The 23,043-nt window shown below is 73.0% G+C and carries 25 protein-coding genes; 14 read left to right on the top strand and 11 right to left on the bottom strand.

Translation table 11 applies throughout. The features are described 5' to 3' along the window. Nucleotides 1–52: 52 nt before the first annotated feature. Together IRQ30_RS06605 and IRQ30_RS06600 are read left to right on the top strand one after the other, a co-directional pair. The gene (locus IRQ30_RS06605) at nt 53–247 is read left to right on the top strand and encodes a hypothetical protein (RefSeq protein WP_193612168.1); all 195 of its coding nucleotides are present in this window, start codon (nt 53–55) and stop codon (nt 245–247) included. A gap of 65 nt (nt 248–312) precedes the next feature. Continuing rightward, on the top strand, nt 313–1,782 hold the full coding sequence (locus IRQ30_RS06600; protein ID WP_193612167.1) for a serine/threonine-protein kinase: 1,470 nt from the start codon (nt 313–315) through the stop codon (nt 1,780–1,782). Between the two features lie 87 nt (nt 1,783–1,869). Here IRQ30_RS06600 and IRQ30_RS06595 read toward each other — a convergent pair whose 3' ends face one another. After that, nucleotides 1,870–2,811, bottom strand: a complete 942-nt coding sequence (locus IRQ30_RS06595; protein ID WP_193612166.1) for a helix-turn-helix transcriptional regulator — start codon at nt 2,809–2,811, stop codon at nt 1,870–1,872. 87 nt (nt 2,812–2,898) lie between these two features. On the opposite strand from IRQ30_RS06595, the gene IRQ30_RS06590 reads away from it, so the two are divergent. Next, a complete protein-coding gene (locus IRQ30_RS06590) occupies nt 2,899–3,372 on the top strand; it encodes a VOC family protein (RefSeq protein ID WP_193612165.1) in 474 nt (157 codons plus the stop codon). A 75-nt stretch (nt 3,373–3,447) separates the two neighbouring features. Here IRQ30_RS06590 and IRQ30_RS06585 read toward each other — a convergent pair whose 3' ends face one another. Next, entirely contained in the window at nt 3,448–3,786 is a 339-nt protein-coding gene (locus IRQ30_RS06585) for a YidH family protein (protein WP_193612164.1), read from the bottom strand. Between the two features lie 42 nt (nt 3,787–3,828). Between IRQ30_RS06585 and IRQ30_RS06580 the strand changes: the two genes are divergently transcribed. After that, nucleotides 3,829–4,635, top strand: coding sequence for a thioesterase family protein (locus IRQ30_RS06580; RefSeq protein WP_193612163.1), 807 nt, complete (start codon nt 3,829–3,831; stop codon nt 4,633–4,635). On the opposite strand, the gene IRQ30_RS06575 is transcribed toward IRQ30_RS06580, so the two are convergent. Then, the gene (locus IRQ30_RS06575) at nt 4,636–5,715 is read right to left on the bottom strand and encodes a hypothetical protein (protein WP_193612162.1); all 1,080 of its coding nucleotides are present in this window, start codon (nt 5,713–5,715) and stop codon (nt 4,636–4,638) included. It lies immediately after the preceding gene. A gap of 52 nt (nt 5,716–5,767) precedes the next feature. On the opposite strand from IRQ30_RS06575, the gene IRQ30_RS06570 reads away from it, so the two are divergent. Then, nucleotides 5,768–6,451, top strand: a complete 684-nt coding sequence (locus IRQ30_RS06570; protein WP_338089592.1) for a (deoxy)nucleoside triphosphate pyrophosphohydrolase — start codon at nt 5,768–5,770, stop codon at nt 6,449–6,451. A 47-nt stretch (nt 6,452–6,498) separates the two neighbouring features. On the opposite strand, the gene IRQ30_RS06565 is transcribed toward IRQ30_RS06570, so the two are convergent. Continuing rightward, nucleotides 6,499–7,593 (bottom strand): hypothetical protein, encoded by a 1,095-nt coding sequence (locus IRQ30_RS06565; RefSeq protein ID WP_193612160.1) that lies wholly within the window; start codon nt 7,591–7,593, stop codon nt 6,499–6,501. Nucleotides 7,594–7,618: 25 nt separating this feature from the next. On the opposite strand from IRQ30_RS06565, the gene mshB reads away from it, so the two are divergent. Genes mshB through IRQ30_RS06550 form a run of 3 tightly spaced genes read left to right on the top strand, consistent with a single transcriptional unit; the run spans nt 7,619 to nt 10,666 of the window. Then, a complete protein-coding gene (gene mshB / locus IRQ30_RS06560; protein ID WP_193612159.1) occupies nt 7,619–8,533 on the top strand; it encodes an N-acetyl-1-D-myo-inositol-2-amino-2-deoxy-alpha-D-glucopyranoside deacetylase in 915 nt (304 codons plus the stop codon). A 3-nt stretch (nt 8,534–8,536) separates the two neighbouring features. Continuing rightward, nucleotides 8,537–8,884, top strand: a complete 348-nt coding sequence (locus tag IRQ30_RS06555; RefSeq protein WP_193612158.1) for a hypothetical protein — start codon at nt 8,537–8,539, stop codon at nt 8,882–8,884. Between the two features lie 9 nt (nt 8,885–8,893). Then, complete coding sequence (locus IRQ30_RS06550) at nt 8,894–10,666, top strand: VanW family protein (RefSeq protein ID WP_193612157.1); 1,773 nt, start codon at nt 8,894–8,896, stop codon at nt 10,664–10,666. 15 nt (nt 10,667–10,681) lie between these two features. Here the strand turns inward: IRQ30_RS06550 and IRQ30_RS24135 are convergent, their stop codons facing one another. After that, a complete protein-coding gene (locus tag IRQ30_RS24135) occupies nt 10,682–11,659 on the bottom strand; it encodes a GNAT family N-acetyltransferase (protein WP_193612156.1) in 978 nt (325 codons plus the stop codon). 62 nt (nt 11,660–11,721) lie between these two features. On the opposite strand from IRQ30_RS24135, the gene fdxA reads away from it, so the two are divergent. Both fdxA and dapC read left to right on the top strand, forming a co-directional pair. Next, nucleotides 11,722–12,048 (top strand): ferredoxin, encoded by a 327-nt coding sequence (gene fdxA / locus IRQ30_RS06540; RefSeq protein ID WP_193608878.1) that lies wholly within the window; start codon nt 11,722–11,724, stop codon nt 12,046–12,048. Nucleotides 12,049–12,054: 6 nt separating this feature from the next. Beyond that, on the top strand, nt 12,055–13,206 hold the full coding sequence (gene dapC, locus IRQ30_RS06535) for a succinyldiaminopimelate transaminase (protein WP_193612155.1): 1,152 nt from the start codon (nt 12,055–12,057) through the stop codon (nt 13,204–13,206). Between the two features lie 30 nt (nt 13,207–13,236). Here dapC and IRQ30_RS06530 read toward each other — a convergent pair whose 3' ends face one another. The 3 genes from IRQ30_RS06530 to IRQ30_RS06520 form a co-directional block, all read right to left on the bottom strand. Further along, entirely contained in the window at nt 13,237–14,196 is a 960-nt protein-coding gene (locus IRQ30_RS06530; protein WP_420827597.1) for a VldE C-terminal domain-containing protein, read from the bottom strand. Between the two features lie 184 nt (nt 14,197–14,380). Then, the gene (gene dapD / locus IRQ30_RS06525) at nt 14,381–15,325 is read right to left on the bottom strand and encodes a 2,3,4,5-tetrahydropyridine-2,6-dicarboxylate N-succinyltransferase (RefSeq protein ID WP_193612153.1); all 945 of its coding nucleotides are present in this window, start codon (nt 15,323–15,325) and stop codon (nt 14,381–14,383) included. Beyond that, nucleotides 15,322–16,086, bottom strand: coding sequence for a hypothetical protein (locus tag IRQ30_RS06520; protein ID WP_193612152.1), 765 nt, complete (start codon nt 16,084–16,086; stop codon nt 15,322–15,324). Before IRQ30_RS06520 ends, dapD begins: the two co-directional genes overlap by 4 nt. Nucleotides 16,087–16,175: 89 nt before the next feature. On the opposite strand from IRQ30_RS06520, the gene IRQ30_RS06515 reads away from it, so the two are divergent. Next, on the top strand, nt 16,176–17,423 hold the full coding sequence (locus tag IRQ30_RS06515; protein WP_193612151.1) for a hypothetical protein: 1,248 nt from the start codon (nt 16,176–16,178) through the stop codon (nt 17,421–17,423). A gap of 6 nt (nt 17,424–17,429) precedes the next feature. On the opposite strand, the gene IRQ30_RS06510 is transcribed toward IRQ30_RS06515, so the two are convergent. Further along, nucleotides 17,430–18,074 carry a PepSY domain-containing protein gene (locus IRQ30_RS06510; protein WP_193612150.1) on the bottom strand — a complete coding sequence of 215 codons (645 nt, stop codon included), beginning with the start codon at nt 18,072–18,074 and terminating at the stop codon, nt 17,430–17,432. A 138-nt stretch (nt 18,075–18,212) separates the two neighbouring features. Between IRQ30_RS06510 and IRQ30_RS06505 the strand changes: the two genes are divergently transcribed. Continuing rightward, nucleotides 18,213–18,650, top strand: coding sequence for a DNA polymerase ligase N-terminal domain-containing protein (locus IRQ30_RS06505; protein WP_193612149.1), 438 nt, complete (start codon nt 18,213–18,215; stop codon nt 18,648–18,650). Here IRQ30_RS06505 and IRQ30_RS06500 read toward each other — a convergent pair. Both IRQ30_RS06500 and IRQ30_RS06495 read right to left on the bottom strand, forming a co-directional pair. Next, the gene (locus IRQ30_RS06500; RefSeq protein WP_193608886.1) at nt 18,566–18,757 is read right to left on the bottom strand and encodes a helix-turn-helix transcriptional regulator; all 192 of its coding nucleotides are present in this window, start codon (nt 18,755–18,757) and stop codon (nt 18,566–18,568) included. The two genes, IRQ30_RS06505 and IRQ30_RS06500, sit on opposite strands and share 85 nt — an antisense overlap. Further along, complete coding sequence (locus IRQ30_RS06495) at nt 18,757–19,170, bottom strand: hypothetical protein (RefSeq protein WP_193608887.1); 414 nt, start codon at nt 19,168–19,170, stop codon at nt 18,757–18,759. Before IRQ30_RS06495 ends, IRQ30_RS06500 begins: the two co-directional genes overlap by 1 nt. Before the next feature lie 156 nt (nt 19,171–19,326). Between IRQ30_RS06495 and IRQ30_RS06490 the strand changes: the two genes are divergently transcribed. After that, nucleotides 19,327–19,515: a hypothetical protein gene (locus IRQ30_RS06490; RefSeq protein WP_193612148.1), complete on the top strand. Its 189-nt coding sequence runs from the start codon at nt 19,327–19,329 to the stop codon at nt 19,513–19,515. 233 nt (nt 19,516–19,748) lie between these two features. Continuing rightward, nucleotides 19,749–22,973 carry an isoleucine--tRNA ligase gene (ileS, locus tag IRQ30_RS06485; protein ID WP_193612147.1) on the top strand — a complete coding sequence of 1,075 codons (3,225 nt, stop codon included), beginning with the start codon at nt 19,749–19,751 and terminating at the stop codon, nt 22,971–22,973. The last annotated feature ends 70 nt before the right edge of the window (nt 22,974–23,043 follow it).

The raw sequence follows: 23,043 nt of genomic DNA, 5'->3' as shown, positions 1-23,043 counted from the left end.
ACATCGGGCCGGATCCGGGAACGAACGGGCCGGCGTGGACGCTGAACCAGACATGACGACACGACTGATCGACGACCTGAACGAGCTGCACGCCCGCTACGTGCGCGCCATCAACTCCGCGGTGGAGTCCGACGACCAGGCGACCGTGGACGAGCTGGCCGCCGGCTACGACGCCGAGGCGACCCTGATGGTGGCCCAGCGCGAGGGCAAGACCCACCTGCTGCCGCTGCAGCGCCGCGCCGCCTGACCCGCTCTCCCGCCTGAACCGCCGCAGGTCGTACTGGCCTGCGGCACTCGTGGGTAGTGGGCGTAATGGACTCTTCAGGAAACGCCCTGCCCACGGAGCCCATCGGGGGGCGCTACCGCGTCGAGCGTGAGGTCGGCCGCGGTGGCATGGGCAGCGTGTGGCTGGCCCACGACGAGCGCCTGGGCCGGGCCGTCGCGATCAAGCGCGTCGGCCGGATGCCCGGCGAGTCGCTGCCCCACCTGGCCCGCGCGATGCGCGAAGCTCGCTCGTCGGCCGCGCTGAACCACCCGAACGTCGTCTCCGTCTACGACGCGGTGGAGGAGGGCGAGCACCTCTGGCTGGTGATGGAGTACGTCCCCGGCCGCACCCTGGCCGAGCTGGTCGCCGACGAGGGGCCGCTGTCGCCCGAGCGCGTGGCCCGGATCGGCGCCCAGGTCGCCGACGGCCTCGCCGCGGCGCACGCCCTCGGCACGGTCCACCGGGACGTGAAGCCCGGCAACGTGCTGGTCGGCGAGGGCGACACCGCCAAGATCAGCGACTTCGGCATCGCCCGCAGCGCCGGCGACGACAAGCTCACCCAGACCGGCCTGATGACCGGCACGCCGGCGTACTTCGCGCCCGAGCTGGCGCGCGGCTCCGACGCCACCCCCGCCTCGGACGTGTGGGGCCTGGGCGCCACGCTGTTCGCGGCGGTGGAGGGACACTCGCCGTACCCGTCGCAGTCGAACCCCCTCGCGCTCATGGCCCTGATCGCCCACGAGCCGCCGCCCGCGCCGCAGACGGCCGGACCGCTGCGGCGCCCGATCTCGCGGATGATGGACACCGATCCCGCCGCGCGCCCGACGATGGCCGACTGCGCGGCCGCGCTGCACCGCACCTCGTCGGGCCCGACGACGACGGCGGCGCGTCCCGCTGCGGACCCCGGTCCCGCCACGGTCGTGCAAGAGCCGGTCGTGGCGTCTGCCCCTCCGGTGGAGGAGCCTCCGCGCCGTCGCGGTGGGCTCCTCGTGGCGGGGGTGGTGGCGCTGGTGCTCCTCGTCGCGGGGATCGCCTACCTGCTGCTGCAGGGGGACGACGACGACGCCGGCACGGCCTCGGACGAGCCCGCCTCGAGCTCGCCGTCGGGTCGCGACGGCGGCCAGCAGGAGTCGCCGGAGCCGCCCCCCGAGAGCTCGCCGGAGGAGGCGCCGGAGGAGACAGCCGAGCAGTCGCCCGAGGAGGAGCCGGAGCCGCCCGCCACCTCGGGCGCCACGGCGTTCGCGCAGGACTACTACGGCCTGCTGCCCGGTGACACCGACGCCGCCTGGCAGCGGCTCGCGCCGTCGTTCCAGGACGAGGTGGGCCGCGACTCCTTCGACGGCTTCTGGGCCGGGATCGACTCGGTCGCGGTCGACGGCGCCCAGGAGGTCGAGCCCGGCGTCGTCGACGTCACGCTCACCTACACCACCGACGGGTCCTCGCAGACCGAGGTGCGGCGGCTGTTCGTCGAGGAGTCCGGTGGTGGGCTGGCGATCACCGGCGACGAGGTCGTGTAGCGGCAGCAGGTTTTTCAGCATCTGCTGAAAAACCAGAGGTTCTGGGGTGAAGTAACGGCCCAGAAGCGACAGTCTTTGCCCAGAACCTCAGGGGTAGCGGGCGGCCAGCTCCGCACCGATCCGCGCCAGGTGCTCGCGTACGGCGGGGGGGTGCGGCACGTCGACGTCGCCGCCCCACCCGGCGAGCTGGCGGGCGAGGTCGAGCGCGGTGGGGGCGCCGACGCGCACCCGCGACCGGCCGTCGTCGGTGTCCTCCTCGACGTGGCAGTGGCGGCCGAAGTGGTCGCGCAGCACGTGCACGAGGCGGGTCTCGACGACCACCGTCGCCCAGGTCTGCGAGCGGCGCTCCTCGACCTCGCCCACGACCTCGGCCCAAGCCTGCTCGAGCTCGAAGTCGGCCGGCCGCTCGAACGTCTCCTCGGTCGGCTCCGACGTCACGACGCGGTCGAGGCGGAAGGTGCGGCGGCCGTGTTCGGTGCCGGCGACGAGGTACCAGACCTCGTCCTTGTCGACGAGCCCCCAGGGCTCGACCACGCGCTCGGACTCCCGGCCACGCGCGTCCGCGTAGACCAGCCGCACCATGGTCCGCCGTACGACGGACTCCTGCAGGCGGTCGACCAGCGGCGGCCGCGCGCGGTCGCGCTCGCCCCAGCGCGTGGGGTCGATCATGGTGGCGCCGGCCGCCGCCTCGGCGTCGGCGCGAAACGTCGTCGGCAGTGCCTGCACCAGCTTGCGCAGCGCGGTCTTCGCCTCTCCCGAGACCGCCGCAGCCGGACCCACCAGCAGGAAGAGCGCCTGCGCCTCGGGGGCCGAGAGCCCGCTGAGGTCGGTGCGCGCGCCGCCGACCAGCGCCCAGCCGCCGCCCCGGCCGGGCTGCGGGTAGACCGGGATGCCCGCGGCCGACATCGCCTCGAGGTCGCGGCGCGCGGTGGCCACGGACACCTCGAGCTCGTCGGCGAGCTGGGCCGCGGTCAGGCGGCCCCGGGACTGCAGCAGCAGCAGGGCGGCGACGAGACGGTCCGCGCGCATGCGGACGATCCTGCCAGGAGAAGTGCTCAGGAGGTGAGCACTTCATGCGGAAGCGTGGTCCACATCCACTACCGAAGGAGCACCACCATGCTGCGAGGACTCACCACCGTCACCTTCTACGCCGACGACCTGGACGCCGCGGCCGCCTGGTACGCCGACCTGCTCGGCATCGCGCCCTACTACCGCCACGAGGTCGACGGCGTCCCGGCATACGTCGAGTTCCGCATCGGCGACCTGCTGCACGAGCTCGGCTTCGTCAACGCCGCCTACGCCCCTCCCGGGCTCGGCGAGGGCAACGACCGCGCCACCACCCACTGGGCCGTCGACGACGTCCACGCGGCCTACCAGCGCCTGATCGACCTCGGCGCGACGCCGTACCAGCCGCCGCTCGAGCGCGGCCCGGGCTTCGTCACGGCGTCGGTGCGCGACCCGTTCGGCAACGTCCTGGGCATCATGCTCAACCAGCACTACCTCGACGTCATCGCGGCCGTCGGGCCGCTCGGCGAGCTGCGCACGACCGCGACGGAGCCCCACACCGTCTCCGTCACGTCGGAGGAGTGAGGACCAGGGGGACCGGCGTCCCGTGGGTCGAGGACGCTGAGGAGGCAGGGCAGCGCCTCGAGACCTCCGACGTGATCAGAGGACCAGCGTGACGGCGAGCAGCACCGAGACGAGCACCAGGGCCACGGTGACGACGAGCCCGAGGCCGAAGCGGGGCAGCGGCTCGCGCAGTCGCATCGCCCGCTCGACCGCTGCCCAGCGCCGGTAGGCCAGGGCGCTCATCAGGGCGCCGAGCACCGCCAGCCCGACGACGAGCGTGTTGCGCAGCCAGTCGGCGGTGGGGATGCCGAGCGAGTGCAGCGCGACCGAGCCCGCGAGCAGGGCGAGGGTGGTGCGCACCCACGCCAGGAAGGTGCGCTCGTTGGCGAGCGTGTAGCGCGGGTCGGGCTCGTCGCCGACGTCGTAGACACCCATGCGCCCATGCCCGCGCACCGGGGCGGTCCTAGGCTCGCGGGCATGCCTTCGGTGTTCGACAGGACCACAGCGGTGACTCCCGACGGGGACAGGCGCTACGCCGCCGAGCTCGACGCCGGGTGGGTGGTCGGCGGCGGCGTCAACGGCGGCTACCTGCTCGCGGTCGTCGGCAACGCTCTGCGCGCGGCCCTGCCCGACAAGCCCGACCCGCTGGTGGTGAGCGCCTACTTCCTCTCCGCCGCGACCCCCGGCCCCGCCACCGTCGACGTGACCGTACGGCGGTCCGGTGGCAGCACCTCGACGGTCGCCGCCGACCTGCGTCAGGACGGCCAGGACCGGATCACCGTGCTGGCGACGTACGGCGACCTCGACCGCAGCGCCGACGACGTCCGCACCACCGCGCGGCCCTTCGTTCTGCCGCCGGTGGAGGACTGCGTGCCGAGCTCGATGGCACCGCCGGAGGTTCGCCGCATCGCGCCGCTGATGGGCCGCTTCGACATGCGGTTCCACCCCGACCAGGTCGGGTGGGCGGTCGGCCAGCCGAGCGGCGAGGCCGTGATGAGCGCCTGGTTCAGGCTCGAGGACGGCCGCGAGCCCGACCCGGTCTCGCTGCTGATGGTGCTGGACTCGCTGCCGCCCGTGACGTTCAACATCGGCGGCCCCGGCTGGGCGCCGACCCTGGAGCTCACCGCCCACGTGCGCGCCAAGCCCGCGCCCGGGTGGCTGCGCGTGCGCCACGAGAGCCGCAACGTCGCGGGCGGGATGTTCGAGGAGGACTGCGAGGTCTGGGACTCCGCGGGGCGCCTGGTCGCGCAGAGCCGCCAGCTCGCGCTGCTGCCCCGCCCCTGACTAGCGGTCGAACCAGGACCGCTTCATCGCGAAGATCCAGCGGCGGTGGGGGTGCTCGGTGACCGACCACAGCAGGTCGGTCTGCGGCCAGTAGGCGAGGTCCTCGGGCCCCATGGGCGTCGCGAACTGGAACCGGCGCATGTCTCCGGGGGTGCCGGCGTAGACCGAGCCCGGCCAGTGCGGCGTCCGCGACACCGTCACGTGGTAGCGCCCGCGGGCCACGGCCGCGCCCTGCATGCGGTAGACGCCCTCGTCGAGCGTCATCGGCGTCGACCGGCCGTCGTCGGCGGTCGCCAGCAGGGTGGTCTCGGGGTCCAGCGAGAACCGCGCGAGCCGCCGCGTTCGCCCGCGACCGGCGTACTCGCCGGCGACGAGCTCGGGCGGCGAGGCCGCGCGGTCCAGCGACATGAACGAGTAGCGCAGCCGCTCCTGGCCCTCGTCGGCCAGGGCGCGGTAGGAGAAGCGCACGGGCAGCACGTAGCGGTAGCCGAACGACGCCACCCGGTCGCCCTCGATGCCGAACGACGTGCGCTCGCCGGCGACCTCGTCGGGCACCCGCATCAGGTCGCTCATCCGGCAGGTCATGAACCCCTTGGCGGTGGCGGCGACGTGGAGGTGGTCGCCGAACCACACGATCCCGCCGGCGTGCACCCGCAGCGGGGACAGCCCCAGCACGCCGTCCTTCATCTCCGGCACGACGAGGAGCACGTGCCGGTAGTCGCGGCTGTCGAGGTCGAAGAGCGTGATCCGCACGCCGTGGTTGCCGGCCGTGTCGCCGGGCAGCTGTTTGGCGTACCACGCCACGACGACCAGCCGCCGGCCCGCGACCTCGCCGCTCTCGGAGGCGTCCGCCGACGTCGTCACGCCCTGGGGCCACCACCGCTTGTCGCGCCGGTCGTGCGCGTCGAAGGTGAAGGCCCGGTGGACCGCGCGCCCGGGCGCCCACGTGCGGCGGCCGTTGCGGTCGAGGTCGTCGAGCACGCCGGCCATCGGCACGCGTCCGCCGAGCAGTCGCGCGAGCGCGTCGATCTCGTCGACGTTCTCGTCGGTGCGGGTGAGGTGGACGCCGAGGGCGGTCATGACGGGACGGTACCCATCGGCGCCCGCGCTGCCACGGCCTAGGCTCGGGCGCGTGAAGCAGGTCGTCGGAGCCGCCCTCGTGCGCCACGCGCGGGTGCTGGCCGCACGCCGTACGTCCCCGCCCGAGGCGGCCGGCCGCTGGGAGCTGCCCGGCGGCAAGGTCGAGGACGGCGAGCTGCCCGGGGACGCGCTGGTGCGCGAGGTCGCCGAGGAGCTGGGGTGCACGGTCGAGGTCACCGACTGGCTCGCGGGACGGGTGCCGATCGGGCCGACCCACGAGCTGACGGTCGCGCTGGTGCGACTCGTCGCGGGCGAGCCCGAGCCGACCGAGCACGACGAGGTGCGCTGGCTGACGCGCGACGAGCTCGCCGACGTCGACTGGCTCGAGCCCGACCGGCCCTTCCTCTCCGAGCTCGCAGCGAGGCTCGGGTCGCCCGAGCCGCTGCTCAGGGCCATCCTGTTCGAGGAGGAGCACGCCCGGGCGATGGCCGACCGGCTCACCCGCGACGGGTTCGAGGCCAGCGTCGTGCGCGAGCGGCTCCAGGGCGAGGACGACGACGAGGACCACCCGTGGGCGGTGCTCAGCGACGCCCCGGCGTTCGTGGTCGAGGTGCTCGTCGACGAGTACGACGGCTGGCTGGACCGCGACTCGCCCGACCCGCCCGCGGGGCCGGCCGGGCCGGCGCCGGTGGAGCTGCCGACGCAGCCGAAGCGCCGGTTTCGAGACGGTTCCTAGCGGAACCTCCTCGACCTCCGGGGCAGTCGGTTCCTAGCGGAACCTCCTCAACCTCCGGCCTCGGGGTCGCACAGGGCGAAGACGTCCGCCGTCCTGCCCGTCGCGAAGGCGGTGGTCGGGGAGACCTCCCCGAACCGGTGGTCGATCCGCACCAGGGGGCCGTCCGTCTCGACCTCCCACGTGACGTCCTCCACCAGTGACTGCTGCCCCGGCGGCATCGACATGACCGTCTCGAGCCAGGCGCCCCGGGCCTCGGCGTCGGCCTCGGCCGCCTCGTCGTCCGCGAGCTCCAGGACCGTGGTCGTCTCGGCGTCGTCGCCGTGCACGAGGAAGCCGGTGCTGTCGGGTCGGGCGAGCCCCTCCAGCCGCAGCCGGTCCGCCGTCTCGGCGGCCTGCTGCGGGTTCACCGGCCCGAGCCTGAAGGCCTCGGCGCAGTCGATGTCGCGACGCAGGTGGGCGAGCTCCACGTCGTCGACGGCGCCGGCGGCCGCCTCGAGCTCCTGCGCGTCGACCAGCGAGTCCGCGTCGTCCTGGACGACCTCGAGCGTGGCCTCGACGTCCGGGCCGGTGAGGACCAGGTGCTCGTCGGGCACCAGCACCACGTCGGCCATGACCGCGACGGGGTAGCGGCCGCCCACCAGCGACGTCTCGGGGTCGGCGGCGGACAGGTCGGCGCGGAAGCGACGCTCGCCGTCGCGCTCGGACTCCTCGTATCCGGCGTCGGCCAGGTCGTCGCCCACCTCGTCCAGGTCCAGGTCGTCGTCGGTCTTCCAGACCGTCCAGGGCACGCCGTCGGCCTCGACGCGGCCGCTGACCTCCCAGACGACGTCGGCGTCGCTGAGCGCGGCCTCGCCCATGACGCCGAGGAACGGCGTGAGCCGGGTCGAGGCTCCCGCGGCGTCCATGGCGTCGAGGTAGCGGCCGATCTCGCCGTCGTCGGCGTCGCGCTCGACCTCGACGCCCAGCCGCTCCGCCGCGGCCGCGCGGCCGACGAACGTGACCGTCGTGGCGTCCGAGGGGATCACCTCCAGCGCGTCCTCGAGGTCCGAGTCGTTGCCCGGGATCAGGCTGCAGCCGGCCAGGGACGCGACCAGCGAGGAGACCGCGACGAGGCTGAGGGCTGACACGGGGGCGCGGCGCATGGGCACCATCATTACGCTTCGAGTCATGACCGAGACGCCGCGACACCGGATGCTCCTCGTCCACGCCCACCCCGACGACGAGTCCATCGGTCAGGGCGCCACGATGGCCCAGTACGTCGCCGAGGGCCGGGGCGTCACGCTCGTCACCTGCACGGGCGGTGAGATGGGCGAGATCCTCGTGCCCGAGCTCGAGCACCTCGCGGCCGACCGCGACGACACCCTCGGCGAGCACCGCCGCGGCGAGCTGGCCGACGCCATGGCGGCGCTCGGCGTCACCGACCACCGCTACCTCGGCGGGTTCGGCACCTACCGCGACTCCGGCATGAAGTGGCACGAGGACGGCCATGCCGTCGCGGCGGACGACCTCAGCCCCAACGCCTTCTGGAGCGCCGACCTGACCGAGGCGGCGACGCACCTGGTCGAGGTGATCCGCGAGGTCCGCCCGCAGGTGCTGGTCACCTACGACGAGTTCGGCGGCTACGGCCACCCCGACCACATCCAGGCCCACCGCGTCGCGACGTACGGCGCCGCGCTGGCCGCCGTGCCGTCGTACCGGCGCGACCTCGGCGAGGCCTGGGACATCGCCAAGATCTACTGGGGCGCCATGTCCGAGACCCGGATGCGCGCCGGGCTGCGGTCGCTGCGCGACGCCGGCGACACCACGACGTTCGAGGGCATGGACCCCGATGGCAAGCTGCCGCCGTTCGTCACCAGCGACGAGAACCTCGCCGCCGCCGTCGACGCGCAGGACTTCCACGAGCAGAAGATGCGGGCGCTGGGCGCGCACAAGACGCAGATCACCACCGACGGCCCGTTCTTCGCGCTGTCCAACAACGTCGGCTCGACCGCGTGGGGGATCGAGTACTACCGGCTCGCCAAGGGCACCCGCGGCGAGCTGGGCGAGGACGGTCTCGAGACCGACCTCTTCGCCGGCGTCTGAGACGTGAGGGCCCTCGTCGCGCTCGGCCTGCTCGTCCTCGGCGCGGCGACGGGGCTGGCGACGGTCGTGCTCCACTCGGCCTGGTGGGGCCTGATGCTGGGCGTGGCGGCGACCGCGGCGTCGTTGGCCGCCCTGCCCCCCGGGTGGTGGGCGCGGACGGCGTTCGGGCTGGCCTGGGCGGTCACCGTGGGCTACTTCTCGGTGCGCCTCGGCGAGGGCGACTACCTGGTCTCCGCGAACCTCCCCGGCTACCTGCTGCTGGGCGGGGCGCTGGTGGTCCTGACGGTGTCGCTGGCGACGCTGCCTCGCCCTGGACGGGCAGATGCCGGGAAAGGCCCGTCGGCTTCATAGGATGCGGACGTGACCCTGTGGGACGAGAAGAGCGCGACCGAGTCCGAGCCGCGCCGCGAGCGTGAGGGCGGACGACTCGTCTTCTTCCTCGTCGTCGCCCTGGTCCTGCTGCTGGCCGGTGGCTACACCGCCGCTTACCTTGTCGCCGGCGACAAGGTCCCGCGTGGCACCACCGTCGCGGGCGTCGACATCGGCGGCCGCACCCAGGCCGAGGCCTCGGAGGCGCTGGAGGCCGGGCTGGCCGACCGCATCGACGCGCCCATCGACGTCACCGTCGGCGACCGGACCGAGGCCGTCACCCCGCAGGACGCGGGCCTCACGGTCGACTACGACGCCTCCGTCCAGGCCGCGGGCGGCGAGCAGAGCTGGGAGCCGCAGCGGCTCTGGGACTACTACACCGGCGGCGACGACCTCGACGCCGTCGTCGAGGTCGACGACACCGCCATGGACAGCCTGCTGGAGCGACTCGGCACCGACCTGGGCTCGGAGCCCAAGGACGGTGCGGTCTCCTTCGAGCAGGGCGAGATCGTGGTCACCGACCCGGTCGACGGCGAGGCGATCGACCCCGACGCCGCCCGCGAGGCGCTCGTGGCGGCGTACCTCTCCGACGACGCGGACGACGTGGCCGAGCTGTCCCTCTCCACCGCGAAGCCCGACATCGACGAGGCCGACGTGCAGGCCGCGCTCGACGGGTTCGCCAACCCGGCGCTGTCGGGCCCGGTGACGCTGGTGTTCGGCAAGTCCCCGGTCCGCCTGCAGCCCCGCGACTTCGCGCCGGTGCTGGGCATGAAGGCCGAGGGCGGCGAGCTGGTGCCCGAGCTCGACACCGACCGGCTCACGGCCCTGGTCGCCGACGCCGTCGGCCGCGCCGGTGCGCCCGTGGACGCGTCGTTCGAGGTCGTCGGCGGCAAGCCGCGGGTGGTGCCGGCCAAGCCGGGCGTCACCTACGAGCCCGCCGACGTCACCGACGCCTTCCTCACCCTCGTGACCGAGACCGAGGGCGAGCGGCGGATGAAGGTCGAGGCCACGGTCGACGAGCCCGAGATCACCACCAAGGAGGCCCGCGCGCTGAACATCAAGGAGCGCGTGTCGACCTTCACGACGAACTACCCCTACGCGGAGTACCGCAACATCAACATCGGCCGCGCCGCCGAGCTGGTCGACGGCACCGTGCTGCAGCCGGGCGACACGTTCTCCCTCAACGACGTGGTGGGGGAGCGGACCCGCGAGAACGGCTTCACCGAGGGCTTCATCATCAGCAACGGCATCTTCAAGGAGGACCTCGGCGGCGGCGTCTCGCAGATGGCGACGACGGTGTTCAACGCGATGTTCTTCGCCGGGCTCAAGGACATCGAGCACAAGCCGCACTCGTTCTACATCGACCGCTACCCGGTGGGCCGCGAGGCCACGGTGGCCTGGGGCGCCGTCGACCTGCGGTTCCAGAACGACACGCCCCACGGCGTGCTCATCAAGGCCAACGTCGACCCGGCCGGCCCCGGCACGCAGGGCGTGGTGACGGTCTCGATGTACTCCACCAAGGTCTGGGACATCACCACCAAGACCAGTGGTCGCTACGCGTCGGTCCCGCCGAAGACCCGCACGCTCGACACGCCCGACTGCTACCCCAACACCGGCTACTCCGGCTTCCAGGTCGACGTCTGGCGCTACTTCAAGAAGCCGGGCTCCTCCGCGCTGGACCACGAGGAGAAGTTCCACACCGTCTACACGCCGTCCGACACCGTCATCTGCAAGCCGCCGCCGAAGCCCAAGCCGGGGCGCTGAGCCCCGGCTGACGCGCTAACGCCCCGCGGTCGCCGCGAGGTAGCGGTAGCGGTGGTGCTCGCGGAACCCCAGGCGGGCGTAGAGCGCGAGCGCCGGCTCGTTGTCGCCGAGCACCTGCAGGTAGGCCGTCGTCGCACCACGCTCCGCGCCCCAGTCGAGCAGCTCGGCCATGATCGCCAGGCCCAGGCCGCGACGGCGGTGCTCGGGATCGACCTCGATGGTGCGGAAGCCCACCCAGTCGCGGTCGTACGCCGCCACGCCGCCCCCAATGCGCTCGCCGGTGTCGAGCAGCAGCCGGGCGGTGGCCTGGTCGCCCACGACGTCGAGCTCGACCCGGACCCCCGCGTCTGGGACGGCGCGGGTCGAGGCCGCGAGCGCGCGCAAGGCCTGGCTGACCGAGGTGAGCTGGAAGACGGTGTCGGCGTCGTGGCTCTCGAGGGCCCAGCCGTGGCCCCGGAAGAGCTCGTCCTCGGCCGAGCCCGGCAGCACCGCCGCGATCGGGCGCCCGGTCGTGGCGGCGTAGTGGGCCACCACCTGCTCGTAGGCCTCCGGCACGCCCGCCGGCTCGAAGGCCAGCACCGAGTTGGCCCGGCGCGCCGTGGCCGTGGGGGAGTGGCGCAGCACCCAGCCGCCGAGGGGGCGGGTCCGGAGGTCGGCGAACAACGAGAAGCCGCGCTCCTGGGCCTCCCGGGCGGGCACGCGCTGGCGCACCGACGGCCGGGGCGGCACCGGCTTGCCGGAGACGATGTCGGCGATCGGGATGCGCACCGGCTCGCCGGACTCGGGGCGGACCACGCAGGTGCCGTCGCCCCAGGCCGTGCAGACCCCGAGCAGGTCGGTCAGCGCCGGCCCGCCGGAGGGCCCGGTCTCGCCGCGGACCACTCGGCGGACCACGATCCGCTGCCCCACGACGTGGGGCCCGAGCGTGTGCCGGCCCGTCTCCTCCAGGGCTGCTGCCTCGCCCACATGGTGGGGTTCCCGCGCGTCGACCACACCGGGATACTAGGCTGAGGCTGCTCTCGCACACCCGCACCAACCGTCCTGAGGAGGACCCGGTGACCTACGTCATCTCCCAGCCCTGCGTCGACCTCAAGGACCGTGCCTGCGTCGACGAGTGCCCCGTCGACTGCATCTACGAGGGCAAGCGGATGCTCTACATCCACCCCGACGAGTGCGTCGACTGCGGTGCCTGCGAGCCGGTCTGCCCCGTCGAGGCGATCTTCTACGAGGACGACGTGCCGGAGCAGTGGAAGGACTACTACACCGCCAACGTCGGGTTCTTCGACGACCTCGGCTCGCCCGGTGGCGCCGCCAAGATGGGGGAGATCGACAAGGACCACCCGCTCGTCTCCGCGCTGCCTCCGCAAGAGCACGACGAGTGACAGCCGGTGGTTGAGGAGGTCGCGCAGCGACCGTCTCGAGCCCCCCGGACGCAGGTCAGCACCCGGCTCCCCGACTTCCCGTGGGACCACCTCACGCAGTACGCCGCGCAGGCGCGCGCACACGCTGACGGCATCGTCGACCTGTCGGTCGGCACGCCCGTCGACCCCACCCCGCAGGTCGTGCAGCAGGCGCTGCGGGACGCGGCCGACTCGCCGGGCTACCCGACGACGCTGGGGCTGCCCGCGACGCGGCAGGCCTGCCTGGACTGGCTCGCCCGACGCCACGGCGTCACCGGGCTCGGGCTGGACCAGGTGCTCCCGGTCGTCGGCTCCAAGGAGCTCATCGGCTCCATGCCGGTGCACCTCGGGCTCGGGCCCGGCGACCTGATCGTCCACCCCGAGCTCGCCTACCCCACCTACGAGGTCGGCGCAGCCCTGGCGGGCGCTCGCGCGGTGGCCACCGACTCGCTCACGTCGCTGGGGCCGGAGGTGCCGGCCCTGCTGTGGCTCAACTCACCGTCGAACCCCACCGGCCGGGTACTGCCCCTCGAGCACCTGCGCAAGGTCGTCGACTGGTGCCGCCAGCGCGGCACGATCCTGGTCTCGGACGAGTGCTACCTCGAGTGCGCGTGGGAGTCCTCGCCGATGTCGGTGCTGCACCCCGACGTCTGTGGCGGCTCCACCGAGGGGATCCTCAGCGTCCACTCGCTGTCGAAGCGCTCCAACCTCGCGGGCTACCGGTGCGCCTTCGTGGCCGGTGACCCCGCGCTGGTCGGCGAGCTGCTCGCCGTGCGCAAGAACCTCGGGCTGATGATGCCCGGACCCCAGCAGCGTGCGATGGCCGCCGCGCTCGACGACGACGAGCACGTGGCCGAGCAGCACGCGCGCTACGCCGCCCGCCGGTCCGCCCTCCGCTCGGCGCTCGAGGGCGTGGGCTTCCGCATCGACCACTCCGAGGCGTCCCTCTACCTCTGGGCGCGGCGTCAGACGGACGCGGGCGACGAGGACTGCTGGGACACCGTCGCCTGGCTGGCCGAGCGCGGCATCCTGGTCGCTCCCGGCGCGTTCTACGGCGCGGCGGGCGCGCGGCACGTCCGGGTGGCCTTCACCGCCACCGACGAGCGGGTCGCGGCCGCCGTGTCCCGCCTGGGTGGCTGAGCCCCACCCGACCCTCGCTGGGCGCCGTCGCTACTCGAAGACGTCGACGTGCACGTGGTCGCGGTGCTCGAGGATCTTGCGGTCCCCGCTGCGGGCGGGCGGGTCGTAGTCGCGCCAGCCCTCGTCGGAGCCGGCCTTCCAGATCCGGGCGTCGAAGATGACCGTCTGCACGTCGAGCCGCTGCGCCTGCGCCACGAGGTAGTGCGCGATGGCCCACCCGCGCTTCTTGTTGTCGGCGTTGATCGGCCGCACGAAGATGTCGACGGCCCGGCCGTCGTAGTGCGTGGAGCCCTTCATGTGCCCGTCGCGCACGCCGCCGGGGGCGAAGCCGCCCAGCGGCACGTCGCCGAAGACGCTGGCGACCTCCTCGCGGACGGTGTCGGCACGGGCCGTGAGCCCGGTCTCGAGCAGCGCCGGGTCGGTGTCGTCGCTGTCGTCGTCGATGTCGCAGGTGAAGGCACGCCGGGAGTTGCCGGTCAGCGCCGAGGCGAGCGCCCGTGCGTCGGCCTCGTGGTCGGCGTAGGCGTCGGGGAAGCCCGAGCGCTGCACCTCCTGGGCGGCGTCGGTGATCTCCAGCCGCTCGTAGCCGTCGACCTCGACCAGCCCGTCGTAGAAGGCGTTGGTGGAGTAGACCGGGTCGAGGATCTCCTCGACGCTGCCCCAGCCCTGCGAGGGGCGCTGCTGGAAGAGCCCCACGGAGTCGCGGTCGCCGTAGTCGAGGTTGTAGAGGTCGGACTCCTGGTAGGCCGTGGCCAGCGCGATCGACGCCGCGCGGGCGGGCAGCCCGCGGCGCACCGAGATGGCGGTGATCAGCGCGGCGTTCTCCGCCTGCTCGACCTCGAGCTCGACGGTGTGCCCGTCGACCGTGGCGGTGCAGGTGTCCGCCGATCCGCCGATCCCGAGGGGGTCGCCGTCGTGCAGCACGCCGTAGCCGACGGCGGCCACCACGCCCACCGCCGCGAGTCCCACGACCGCCGCTGCTCGTCCCATGCGCCCCATTGTCCTGGGGCGTGCCAACTCGCCGGGCAGGGCGCCCGTCGAGCGCGTCCGGGGACCGTCGCCACCGCCGTCACGGCCGAGCTCCCCGCAAGAAACTCACGCTTCCGGCATGAAGCTTCGTGCGGGAAGCACGAGTTTCACCGGGTACCCGGTGAAACTCACGGACCGGCGGGCCTCAGTTGGCGTGCAGGTCGGCGTTGAGGACGATGCCGTCGCCGTGCCACGGCACGGCCTCGATGGCGCCGGACACGGAGTTGCGGCGGAAGAGCACGTTGCTGGCGCCGGAGAGCTCGAGGGCCTTGACCACCTTGGGCTTGCCCTCGATGTCCTTCATGGTGACCTTGGTGCCGGCGGTGACGTAGCAGCCGGCCTCCACGACGCAGTCGTCGCCGAGGGAGATGCCCAGGCCGGCGTTGGCGCCGAGCAGGCAGCGCTCGCCGATCGAGATGACCTGCTTGCCGCCGCCCGAGAGCGTGCCCATGATCGAGGCGCCGCCGCCGACGTCGGAGCCGTCGCCGACCACCACGCCGGCCGAGATGCGGCCCTCGACCATGGACGCGCCCAGCGTGCCGGCGTTGTAGTTGACGAAGCCCTCGTGCATGACGGTGGTGCCCTCGGCGAGGTGGGCGCCCAGGCGCACCCGGTCGGCGTCGGCGATGCGGACGCCGGAGGGGATCACGTAGTCGACCAGGCGGGGGAACTTGTCGATGCCGAAGACGGTGACGTGCTGGCCGGTCGCCCGCAGCCGGGCCCGGGTCTCCTCGAAGCCGGCGACGGCGCAGGGCCCGGCCGAGGTCCACACCACGTTGGTGAGCAGACCGAAGATGCCGTCCATGGAGATCGAGTGCGGCGTCGCGAGCCGGGTCGAGAGCAGGTGCAGGCGCAGCCAGGCGTCCTCCGTGCTGGCCGGGGCCGCGGCCAGGTCGGCGATCTCGACGAGACGCACCTCGCGCCGTACGCCGCGCGCGTCGTCGGTGCCCTCGAGCGCGGTCAGGCTCGCGGGCGCCTCGTCGCCGGTGGCGACGCCGAGCGCCGGCGCGGGGAACCACACGTCGAGCACCGCCCCCTGGGCGTCGAGGGTGGCGAGGCCGTGGCCGTGGGCAGTCGTCGCGTCACTCACGGCCACCAGCCTAGGGGCCGTCGCGTCGTGGGCGGCGGCGCGTCCGGGTCGACGCCGGTGGCCTGGAGCCGCCGCCGCGCCCGGACGTTCAGGACGACGACGGGCACCAGCGCGGCGAGCGCGGCGCGCCCGAGCCACGCCACCGCGTAGCGGCCCTCGTCCGGCTCGCTGACGCCGAGCAGCAGGAGCAGGCCCCGGGTGAGGAGGCCGCCGCGCCCGCCGACGGGGTCGATCGTCACCACGCAGACCGCCAGGGTCACGATCAGCAGGAGCAGCGCGCTGAGCAGCACGGCGTAGCGGGCGTCCGGCTCGCCGCGCAGCGCCGCCCGCGAGCGCGTGGCGATCGTGCCGATCGGGCCGATCACGAGGGCGAAGACCAGGACGGCGAGCAGGAACGCGCCGAGCCCCAGGGCCAGCACCAGCAGGGCGACCACGCCGAACCAGGACCGGTCCGGGTCCTGGCCCTCCTCCAGCGTCGCCGGGAACAGCAGGAACCCGACCAGGAGCTGGATCAGCACGGCGCTGACGGCGGGCACGAGGGCCGCCGACATCCGGGACGGGAAGCGGCGCGGGTCGAGGCAGTCGGCCGAGGCGAACAGGACCAGCCCCATCGCCGCGTCGGCCGCCAGCAGCGTGAAGATCGGCCGGTCGTAGGTCTCCTGGGAGCCGGTCCGCGCGAGCAGCCACAGCCCGTAGCAGGCCACGAGCAGGCAGCCGAGCCACAGCAGCCAGCGCAGGAGCCGGGGTCCTCGGGAGGTCACCGGCACACCCTAGGTGTGGCGAACAGGGTGTCCATGCGGCCGATCCCGGGTTACCTTCGGTCCCACGCCCCACGGCCTCGGAGGTCCCTATGCGCGTCGCTGTCCTGACTGCCGGTCTCGCGATGCTCGCCGGCGGGCTGGTCGCCCCGGCCGAGGCGGCCGAAGCCACGCGGGCCGTGACGCAGGACGACCGGTCGGCGAGCGCGTTCTCGTCACCGAGACTGCGCGCCGCGCCGGCCTCCCGCGTCCCCCTGGACGCTCGGGTCGGCAACCTGACCGTCCGCCCCGACGGGCCCCTGGGCAGCGGCGCTCGCCGGCTCACCTCCGCCTCGGTGCGTCAGGACCTCCTCCGCGACCGCGTCAGCGCCACCGTCGTGCTGGACGCCGAGCCCACCGGCATCGGCACGGAGTCCTACCTCACGGTCGCCTTCGGTCACGTGGCCGACAGCACCTGCTACGGCGACCTGCAGCTCACCACCATCACGTGGGGCACGATGGCTGCCGGCTTCTCGCGAGCCGGGCGCACGATCACGATGAGCATCGCCGACGACCAGGCCGGCTACGAGACCTGGGACTGCGCCTTCGCCGTGCTGGACCTCGACACCAACCTGCCGCCCGACGACAACACCGTGCGGTCCGTGCTGCTGGGGGGTCTGGTGGACGTCCCGGCGCGCCCCCAGCTGTCGCTGGGCGCTCCGGAGGTCCTCGACCGCCCGGTCCGCCGGCTCCCGCTGGTCCGCGGCAACTGGACCGCGGTCACGGTGCCGGTCGTCAACCGCGGCCGGGTCGATGCCACCGGCGTGCGGGTGACCGGCGCGGGGAGGGGACTGCGGGTGAGGGGCGCGCGGATCGAGAGGGTCTACGAGACCGGCAGCTCGAGTGCGCGGATCCAGGTCCGACGGACGAGCGCCAGGACGGGCCCGCTCCGGCTGACCGTCACGTCGGTCGACGCTCCGTCCGCCCGCCGCGCCGTGCGCACGAGGCCGGTGCGAGCCGCCGCACGTCCGGCCCCCGGGAAGTACGCCAACCGGAGCGGCACCATCACCTTCCGGGTCACCTCGGGCCGCCGGCTCACCGGCTTCCGGAGCTACACCCGCACGCAGTGCGGCGGCTACCCCGACGGCTTCCCGACGTACACGATGAACACCTACAGCTTCCCGAGATCGAGGATCGGCCTCGACGGGGTGGTCGACCGCACGCAGCGCGCCCGGCTGTACGGCGTCACCCTGCAGGTCAAGATCGCCGGGCGACGGGCCACCAGCGGGCGCTTCACCTACTCCGGCCCCGACCGCTGCTTCGCGGTGGACACGTTCACCGCGAGGCGGGTGGGCCGCTGAGCGGGATCAGTCGTCGCGCTCGGTGCCGATGACCTCGCCGGTCGTCGCGTCGACGGTGACGGTCAGCTCGTCGGGGGTGTCCTCGCCGAGCTGGACGTCCCAGGTCGCGCGGCCGGCGTCCAGGTCGAGGTCGACGCCGGTCACCACCGCTCCCGGGTTGGACGACTGGGCGGCCGCGACGGCGGCGGCGTGGTCGACGGTGGCGTCCTTCAGCAGCTGCCGGCGCTCGGCCAGGTCGTCGGCCTCGTCGGCGCCGCTGTCGTCCGGGTCGGTCACGGGGCCGCGGGCGACGGTCCCGTCGGCCGCGACGGCCACCTCGCTCTCGGTGCCGTCGGCGGCCACGAGGGTGACCTCCCACCCGGTCGGCTCGGCGTCGACGGAGAAGACCGTGGCGCCCGAGACCTCGCCCAGTGCGGTCGTCGCGGCCGCCAGGAGGCCGTCGGTGTCGCCGGCGGGCTGGGACGTCGAGCCCGCCTGGTCGTCCTGGGGCGTCTCGTCCGCGGGGGAGGCGGTGCCGGAGGCGGGGGCGTCGTCGGAGCGGGTGTCGGTGTCCGTGTCGTCGTCACCACCGCAGGCGACGAGGGTGAGGGCGAGCGGTGCCGCCACGAGGGCGGCGCTGAGGCGCGTGCGGCGGGTGCGGCGGACAGACATGGGATCTCCTGTGGTCGGGGTGGGCACGGTCGTGCCGGGACGGTGACACCAACCTCCGCCACGGGCCGCTAACGGCGCGTCAACCGAACATCAAGGGCAGGCAAAGGCCTGCCGGGCCGGGCGGGGAAGAATGGCGCCATGTCGCGGCCGGTGTGGGTGCTCCACGAGCACGAGCAGCCGCGCCACCACTTCGACCTGCGGCTCGAGCAGGACGGCACGCTGCGCTCATGGGCGGTCCCCAAGGGGCTGCCCATTGACAGCCGCCACGACCGGCTGGCGGTGGCCGTGCCCGACCACGACCTGGACCATGCGACGTACACCGACGAGCACAAGTCCATCGCCGACCACGGCTGGTGGGAGCTCGTGGACCGCAACGAGCGCCGGTTCGTCTTCGACCTCCACGGCACAGCCTTCGTCCGCCGCTACGCGCTGATCGACACCGGCCGCGACTGGCTGCTCCACCTGGTCAAGGACCAGCCGGGTGAGCCGAGTCAGTCGGGGAGGAACACCTCGTCGACCGGCACCTCGAAGAGCCGGCCGATCCGGAAGGCGAGCGAGAGCCGGGGGTCGAAGTGACCCTTCTCGATCGAGATCACGGTCTGGCGCGACACCCCCAGGGCCTCGGCGCACTCGCCCTGCGACAGCCCGGCCTGCTCGCGCAGCACCCGGAGCCGGTTCTGCATCAGCCCTCCCGACGACCGAGGAGCACCAGCCGCAGGCTCATGTCCACCAGTCCGAGCGCCACGAAGACCCACACCGGCACGGACTGGGTGTCGAGGACCGAGGTGACCACGGTCGCCAGGCTCATGGCGACGATCGTGTCGTAGAAGGCGCCGCTGCTGGCGCGGGTCGTCCACTGGGACTCGATGGAGTCCTCGTCGCGCTCGGGGTACGGCGTGCGGTCGAGCAGGAGGGCCACGAGCGCCGTCACGAACGGCAGCGTCAGCAGGGCGAACACCGCGAACGTGATGCCGTCCGAGGCGTCGTCGCGCGCCCAGGCCGCCACGGCGCCGACGGCCGCGGCCGCGACGAGCCCGCAGCCGACGGCGATCGCCAGGCGGGTGGGGGCGGGAAGGTCGGTCCGGGTCGCGCTCATGGGGCACCTCTCGATGTATGACTTCTTTGACATCACCCTGCGACGCGGACCCGACCGATGTCAAGTTTCTCAGACATCCCGCCCAGCCGGGTCGCGACGGCGGGGCGAGCGGCGAGCGGCGAGCTCCGTGGCCGCCGAGCCCGGTCGGACGCGCACGTGCGCGAGCTCGAGGCGCAGCGCATGGTCACGGACCCGGATCACCCGTCGCCGGCCGACGACGTGCTGCGCGACCTGCCGCACCTGCGCCTCGACAACCGCGCCCTCAGCCCGGGGCAGGCCGCCGAGCGGATCCTCTCCTGGCTGGAGGAGGCAACCGATTCGCACGCCGCGCCGGGGCCGCCGTAGGCTGGGCCCACAGGCGTTCGAGCCGTCATCAGCGGCGAGCCTCCGGAAGAACAGCACGCGAGTGCCCAGCTCGAGTGCGCAGTAGAGCCGGACGGGTAGGCCCGTCACAGCCGTGAACGAAGCGGTCGTCCCGGAGACGGGGCGGCAAGCGAGGTGGTACCGCGGCCCAGCAGTCAGGGCGTCGTCCTCGTGGCAGCAGCCCGAGCCGACCGACGTACCAGCAGGAGCGAACCATGGCCTATCCGAAGGTCTCCACCACCGGCGACGGTGTCCCCTCGAGCCCGAAGTTCCCCGCGATCGAGGAGCGGGTGCTCGCCTACTGGGATGCCGACGGCACCTTCCAGGCCAGCATCGACCAGCGCGACGCGGGTCAGGACGGCGCCAACGAGTTCGTCTTCTACGACGGTCCGCCGTTCGCCAACGGGCTGCCGCACTACGGCCACCTGCTGACCGGCTACGTCAAGGACCTGATCCCGCGCTACCAGACGATGCGCGGGCGCAAGGTCGAGCGCCGCTTCGGCTGGGACACCCACGGGCTGCCGGCCGAGCTGGAGGCGATGCGCCTCAACGGCATCAAGACCACCGACGAGATCGTCGAGATGGGCATCGACAAGTTCAACGAGGCCTGTCGCGAGTCGGTCATGAAGTACACCGGCGAGTGGCGCGAGTACGTCACCCGCCAGGCGCGCTGGGTCGACTTCGACCACGACTACCGCACCATGAACCCCGACTACATGGAGTCGGTCATGTGGGCGTTCAAGCAGCTGCACGAGAAGGGCCTCATCTACGAGGGCTTCCGGGTGCTGCCCTACTGCTGGAACGACGAGACGCCGCTGTCCAACCACGAGCTGCGCATGGACGACGACGTCTACCAGAACCGGCAGGACCCGGCCGTGACCGTCGGCTACGACGTCACCACCCCGGGTGACTTCCTCGGCGTCAAGGTCCTCGTCTGGACCACGACGCCGTGGACGCTGCCCTCCAACCTCGCGGTGATGGTCGGCGCCGACATCGACTACGTCGTCGTCCAGGTCGAGGGGACGCGCTACCTGCTGGCCGAGGCCCGCGTGGCGTCGTACGCCCGCGAGCTGGGCGAGGACCCCGAGGTCACCTGGCGCGGCAAGGGCGAGGAGCTCGTCGGGCTCACCTACACCCCGCCGTTCAGCTACTACGCCGGGCACGACAACGCGTTCCGCGTGGTGCCGGCGGAGTTCGTGACGACCACCGACGGCACCGGGCTCGTGCACACCGCCGGCGCGTTCGGCGAGGACGACAAGGTCGTCACCGACCGCGAGGGCATCGAGGCCGTCATGCCGGTCGGCAAGGACGGGAGGTTCACCTTCCCCGTCGTCGACTACGAGGGCCTGCTGGTCTTCGACGCCAACCTGCAGATCATCGACCACCTCAAGGCCGCGACAGCGGGCTCGGGAGAGACCGGCGCGGTCTCGCCGGGCACGGTGCTGCTGCGCCGCGAGACCTACGACCACTCCTACCCGCACTGCTGGCGCTGCCGCGAGCCGCTGATCTACAAGGGCGTCTCGTCGTGGTTCGTCGAGGTGACCGCGGTCAAGCAGCGGATGCTCGAGCTCAACCAGGAGATCCGCTGGGTGCCCGACCACATCCAGGACGGCCAGTTCGGCAAGTGGCTGGAGAACGCCCGCGACTGGTCGATCACCCGCAACCGCTTCTGGGGCTCGCCGGTCCCGGTGTGGAAGAGCGACGACCCGGCGTACCCGCGCCTGGACGTCTACGGCAGCTTCGAGGAGATCGAGCGCGACTTCGGGCGCCTGCCCGGCAAGGGCGACGGCGTGCCGGACCTGCACCGGCCCTACGTCGACGAGCTCGTGCGCCCCAACCCCGACGACCCGACGGGCAAGTCGCTGATGCGCCGCGTGAGCGACGTGCTCGACGTGTGGTTCGACTCGGGCTCGATGCCGTTCGCCCAGGTCCACTACCCGTTCGAGAACGCCGAGTGGTTCGACGGTCCCGACTCGTCCGGCTCCGCCGGGGGGCACTTCCCCGGCGACTTCATCGTCGAGTACATCGGCCAGACCCGCGGCTGGTTCTACACGCTGCACGTGCTGGCGACCGCGATCTTCGACCGGCCGGCGTTCAGCTCCTGCATCAGCCACGGCATCGTGCTCGGCTCCGACGGCAACAAGATGTCGAAGTCGCTGCGCAACTACCCCGACGTCACCGAGGTCTTCGACCGCGACGGCGCCGACGCGATGCGGTGGTTCCTGATGTCGTCGCCGATCCTGCGCGGCGGCAACCTGATCGTCACCGAGCAGGGCATCCGCGACTCGGTGCGCCAGGTGATGATCCCCCTGTGGAACAGCTGGTACTTCTTCCAGATGTACGCCAACGCCGCGGGCGGCGGGCAGGGCCACGAGGCGCAGTGGTCGACGTCGTCCACGGACCCGCTCGACCGCTACCTGCTGGCCAAGTGCCGTCAGTACGTCGAGCAGATGACGCGTCAGATGGACGACTACGCCGTCGCCGACGCGTGCGACTCGACGCGGTCGTTCCTGGACGTGCTGACCAACTGGTACATCCGGCGCTCGCGCGACCGCTTCTGGGGTGACAGCACCGAGGCGTTCGACACGCTCTACACCGTGCTCGAGGTCGTCTGCCGGGTCACGGCCCCGCTGCTGCCGCTGACCACGGAGGAGATCTGGCGCGGGCTCACCGGCGAGCGCTCGGTGCACCTCGCCGACTGGCCCGACGCCTCCGCGCTCCCGGCCGACGACGCGCTCGTGGCCGCGATGGACCAGGTGCGCGAGGTCTGCTCGGCGACGTCGGCCCTGCGCAAGGCCGGCAGCCTGCGCAACCGGCTGCCGCTGGCGACGCTGACCGTGGTCGTCGACGACCCCGCCGCGCTCGCCGGCTTCGAGGGGATCGTCGCCGACGAGGTCAACGTCAAGCAGGTGCGCCTGCTCGCGGCCGACTCGTCCGAGGCGGCGTCGTACGGCGTGGAGCGACGGCTGACCGTCAACGCCCGCGCGGCCGGACCGCGGCTCGGCAAGGACGTGCAGCGGGCCATCAAGGGCTCCAAGTCCGGTGACTGGTCGGTGTCCGACGACGGCACCGTCACCTCAGGCGGCCTGGAGCTGGTGGAGGGGGAGTTCACCCTCGACACCGTCGCCGGGTCCGCCGACGCCGACACCGCGACCGGCGTGCTGCCGGGAGGCGGCTTCGTCGTCCTCGACACCGCGGTGACCGCCGAGCTCGCCGCCGAGGGTCTGGCGCGCGACCTCGTGCGCGCGGTCCAGCAGGCGCGCCGCGACGCCGGCCTCGACGTGTCGGACCGGATCTCGCTGACCGTGGCCGGCTCCGCCGAGGTGCAGGCCGCCGCCCGCGCCCACGAGCAGCTGATCACCAACGAGACCCTCGCGACGTCGTACGTCGTGGAGCAGGGGCCCGACGGCGAGCCGGTCGTGACGGTGGCCAAGGCCTAGCGGCGCCGTTTCACCAAGGTATGCAGGGAAAGCGTCACTTCCCTCGGGCTGCAGCCCGAGGGAAGTGACG

It is taken from the genome of Nocardioides lijunqiniae (genome assembly GCF_015024225.1).
GTDB classification, from domain to species: domain Bacteria; phylum Actinomycetota; class Actinomycetes; order Propionibacteriales; family Nocardioidaceae; genus Nocardioides; species Nocardioides lijunqiniae.
The sequence above is the reverse complement of the archived record's forward strand: the minus strand, read 5'-3'. Positions and strand labels throughout refer to the sequence as shown.

What these genes read in the sequence shown, in the direction of transcription:
- IRQ30_RS06495 (WP_193608887.1), bottom strand. Translation starts at nt 19,170, where the DNA reads ATGAGCGCGACCCGGACCGACCTTCCCGCCCCCACCCGCCTGGCGATC.
- IRQ30_RS06590 (WP_193612165.1), top strand. Translation starts at nt 2,899, where the DNA reads ATGCTGCGAGGACTCACCACCGTCACCTTCTACGCCGACGACCTGGAC.
- ileS (WP_193612147.1), top strand. Translation starts at nt 19,749, where the DNA reads ATGGCCTATCCGAAGGTCTCCACCACCGGCGACGGTGTCCCCTCGAGC.
- IRQ30_RS06605 (WP_193612168.1), top strand. Translation starts at nt 53, where the DNA reads ATGACGACACGACTGATCGACGACCTGAACGAGCTGCACGCCCGCTAC.
- IRQ30_RS06565 (WP_193612160.1), bottom strand. Translation starts at nt 7,593, where the DNA reads ATGCGCCGCGCCCCCGTGTCAGCCCTCAGCCTCGTCGCGGTCTCCTCG.
- IRQ30_RS06530 (WP_420827597.1), bottom strand. Translation starts at nt 14,196, where the DNA reads ATGGGACGAGCAGCGGCGGTCGTGGGACTCGCGGCGGTGGGCGTGGTG.
- IRQ30_RS06580 (WP_193612163.1), top strand. Translation starts at nt 3,829, where the DNA reads ATGCCTTCGGTGTTCGACAGGACCACAGCGGTGACTCCCGACGGGGAC.
- IRQ30_RS06505 (WP_193612149.1), top strand. Translation starts at nt 18,213, where the DNA reads ATGTCGCGGCCGGTGTGGGTGCTCCACGAGCACGAGCAGCCGCGCCAC.
- IRQ30_RS06595 (WP_193612166.1), bottom strand. Translation starts at nt 2,811, where the DNA reads ATGCGCGCGGACCGTCTCGTCGCCGCCCTGCTGCTGCTGCAGTCCCGG.
- mshB (WP_193612159.1), top strand. Translation starts at nt 7,619, where the DNA reads ATGACCGAGACGCCGCGACACCGGATGCTCCTCGTCCACGCCCACCCC.
- IRQ30_RS06575 (WP_193612162.1), bottom strand. Translation starts at nt 5,715, where the DNA reads ATGACCGCCCTCGGCGTCCACCTCACCCGCACCGACGAGAACGTCGAC.
- IRQ30_RS06515 (WP_193612151.1), top strand. Translation starts at nt 16,176, where the DNA reads ATGCGCGTCGCTGTCCTGACTGCCGGTCTCGCGATGCTCGCCGGCGGG.
- IRQ30_RS06500 (WP_193608886.1), bottom strand. Translation starts at nt 18,757, where the DNA reads ATGCAGAACCGGCTCCGGGTGCTGCGCGAGCAGGCCGGGCTGTCGCAG.
- IRQ30_RS06600 (WP_193612167.1), top strand. Translation starts at nt 313, where the DNA reads ATGGACTCTTCAGGAAACGCCCTGCCCACGGAGCCCATCGGGGGGCGC.
- IRQ30_RS06510 (WP_193612150.1), bottom strand. Translation starts at nt 18,074, where the DNA reads ATGTCTGTCCGCCGCACCCGCCGCACGCGCCTCAGCGCCGCCCTCGTG.
- IRQ30_RS06585 (WP_193612164.1), bottom strand. Translation starts at nt 3,786, where the DNA reads ATGGGTGTCTACGACGTCGGCGACGAGCCCGACCCGCGCTACACGCTC.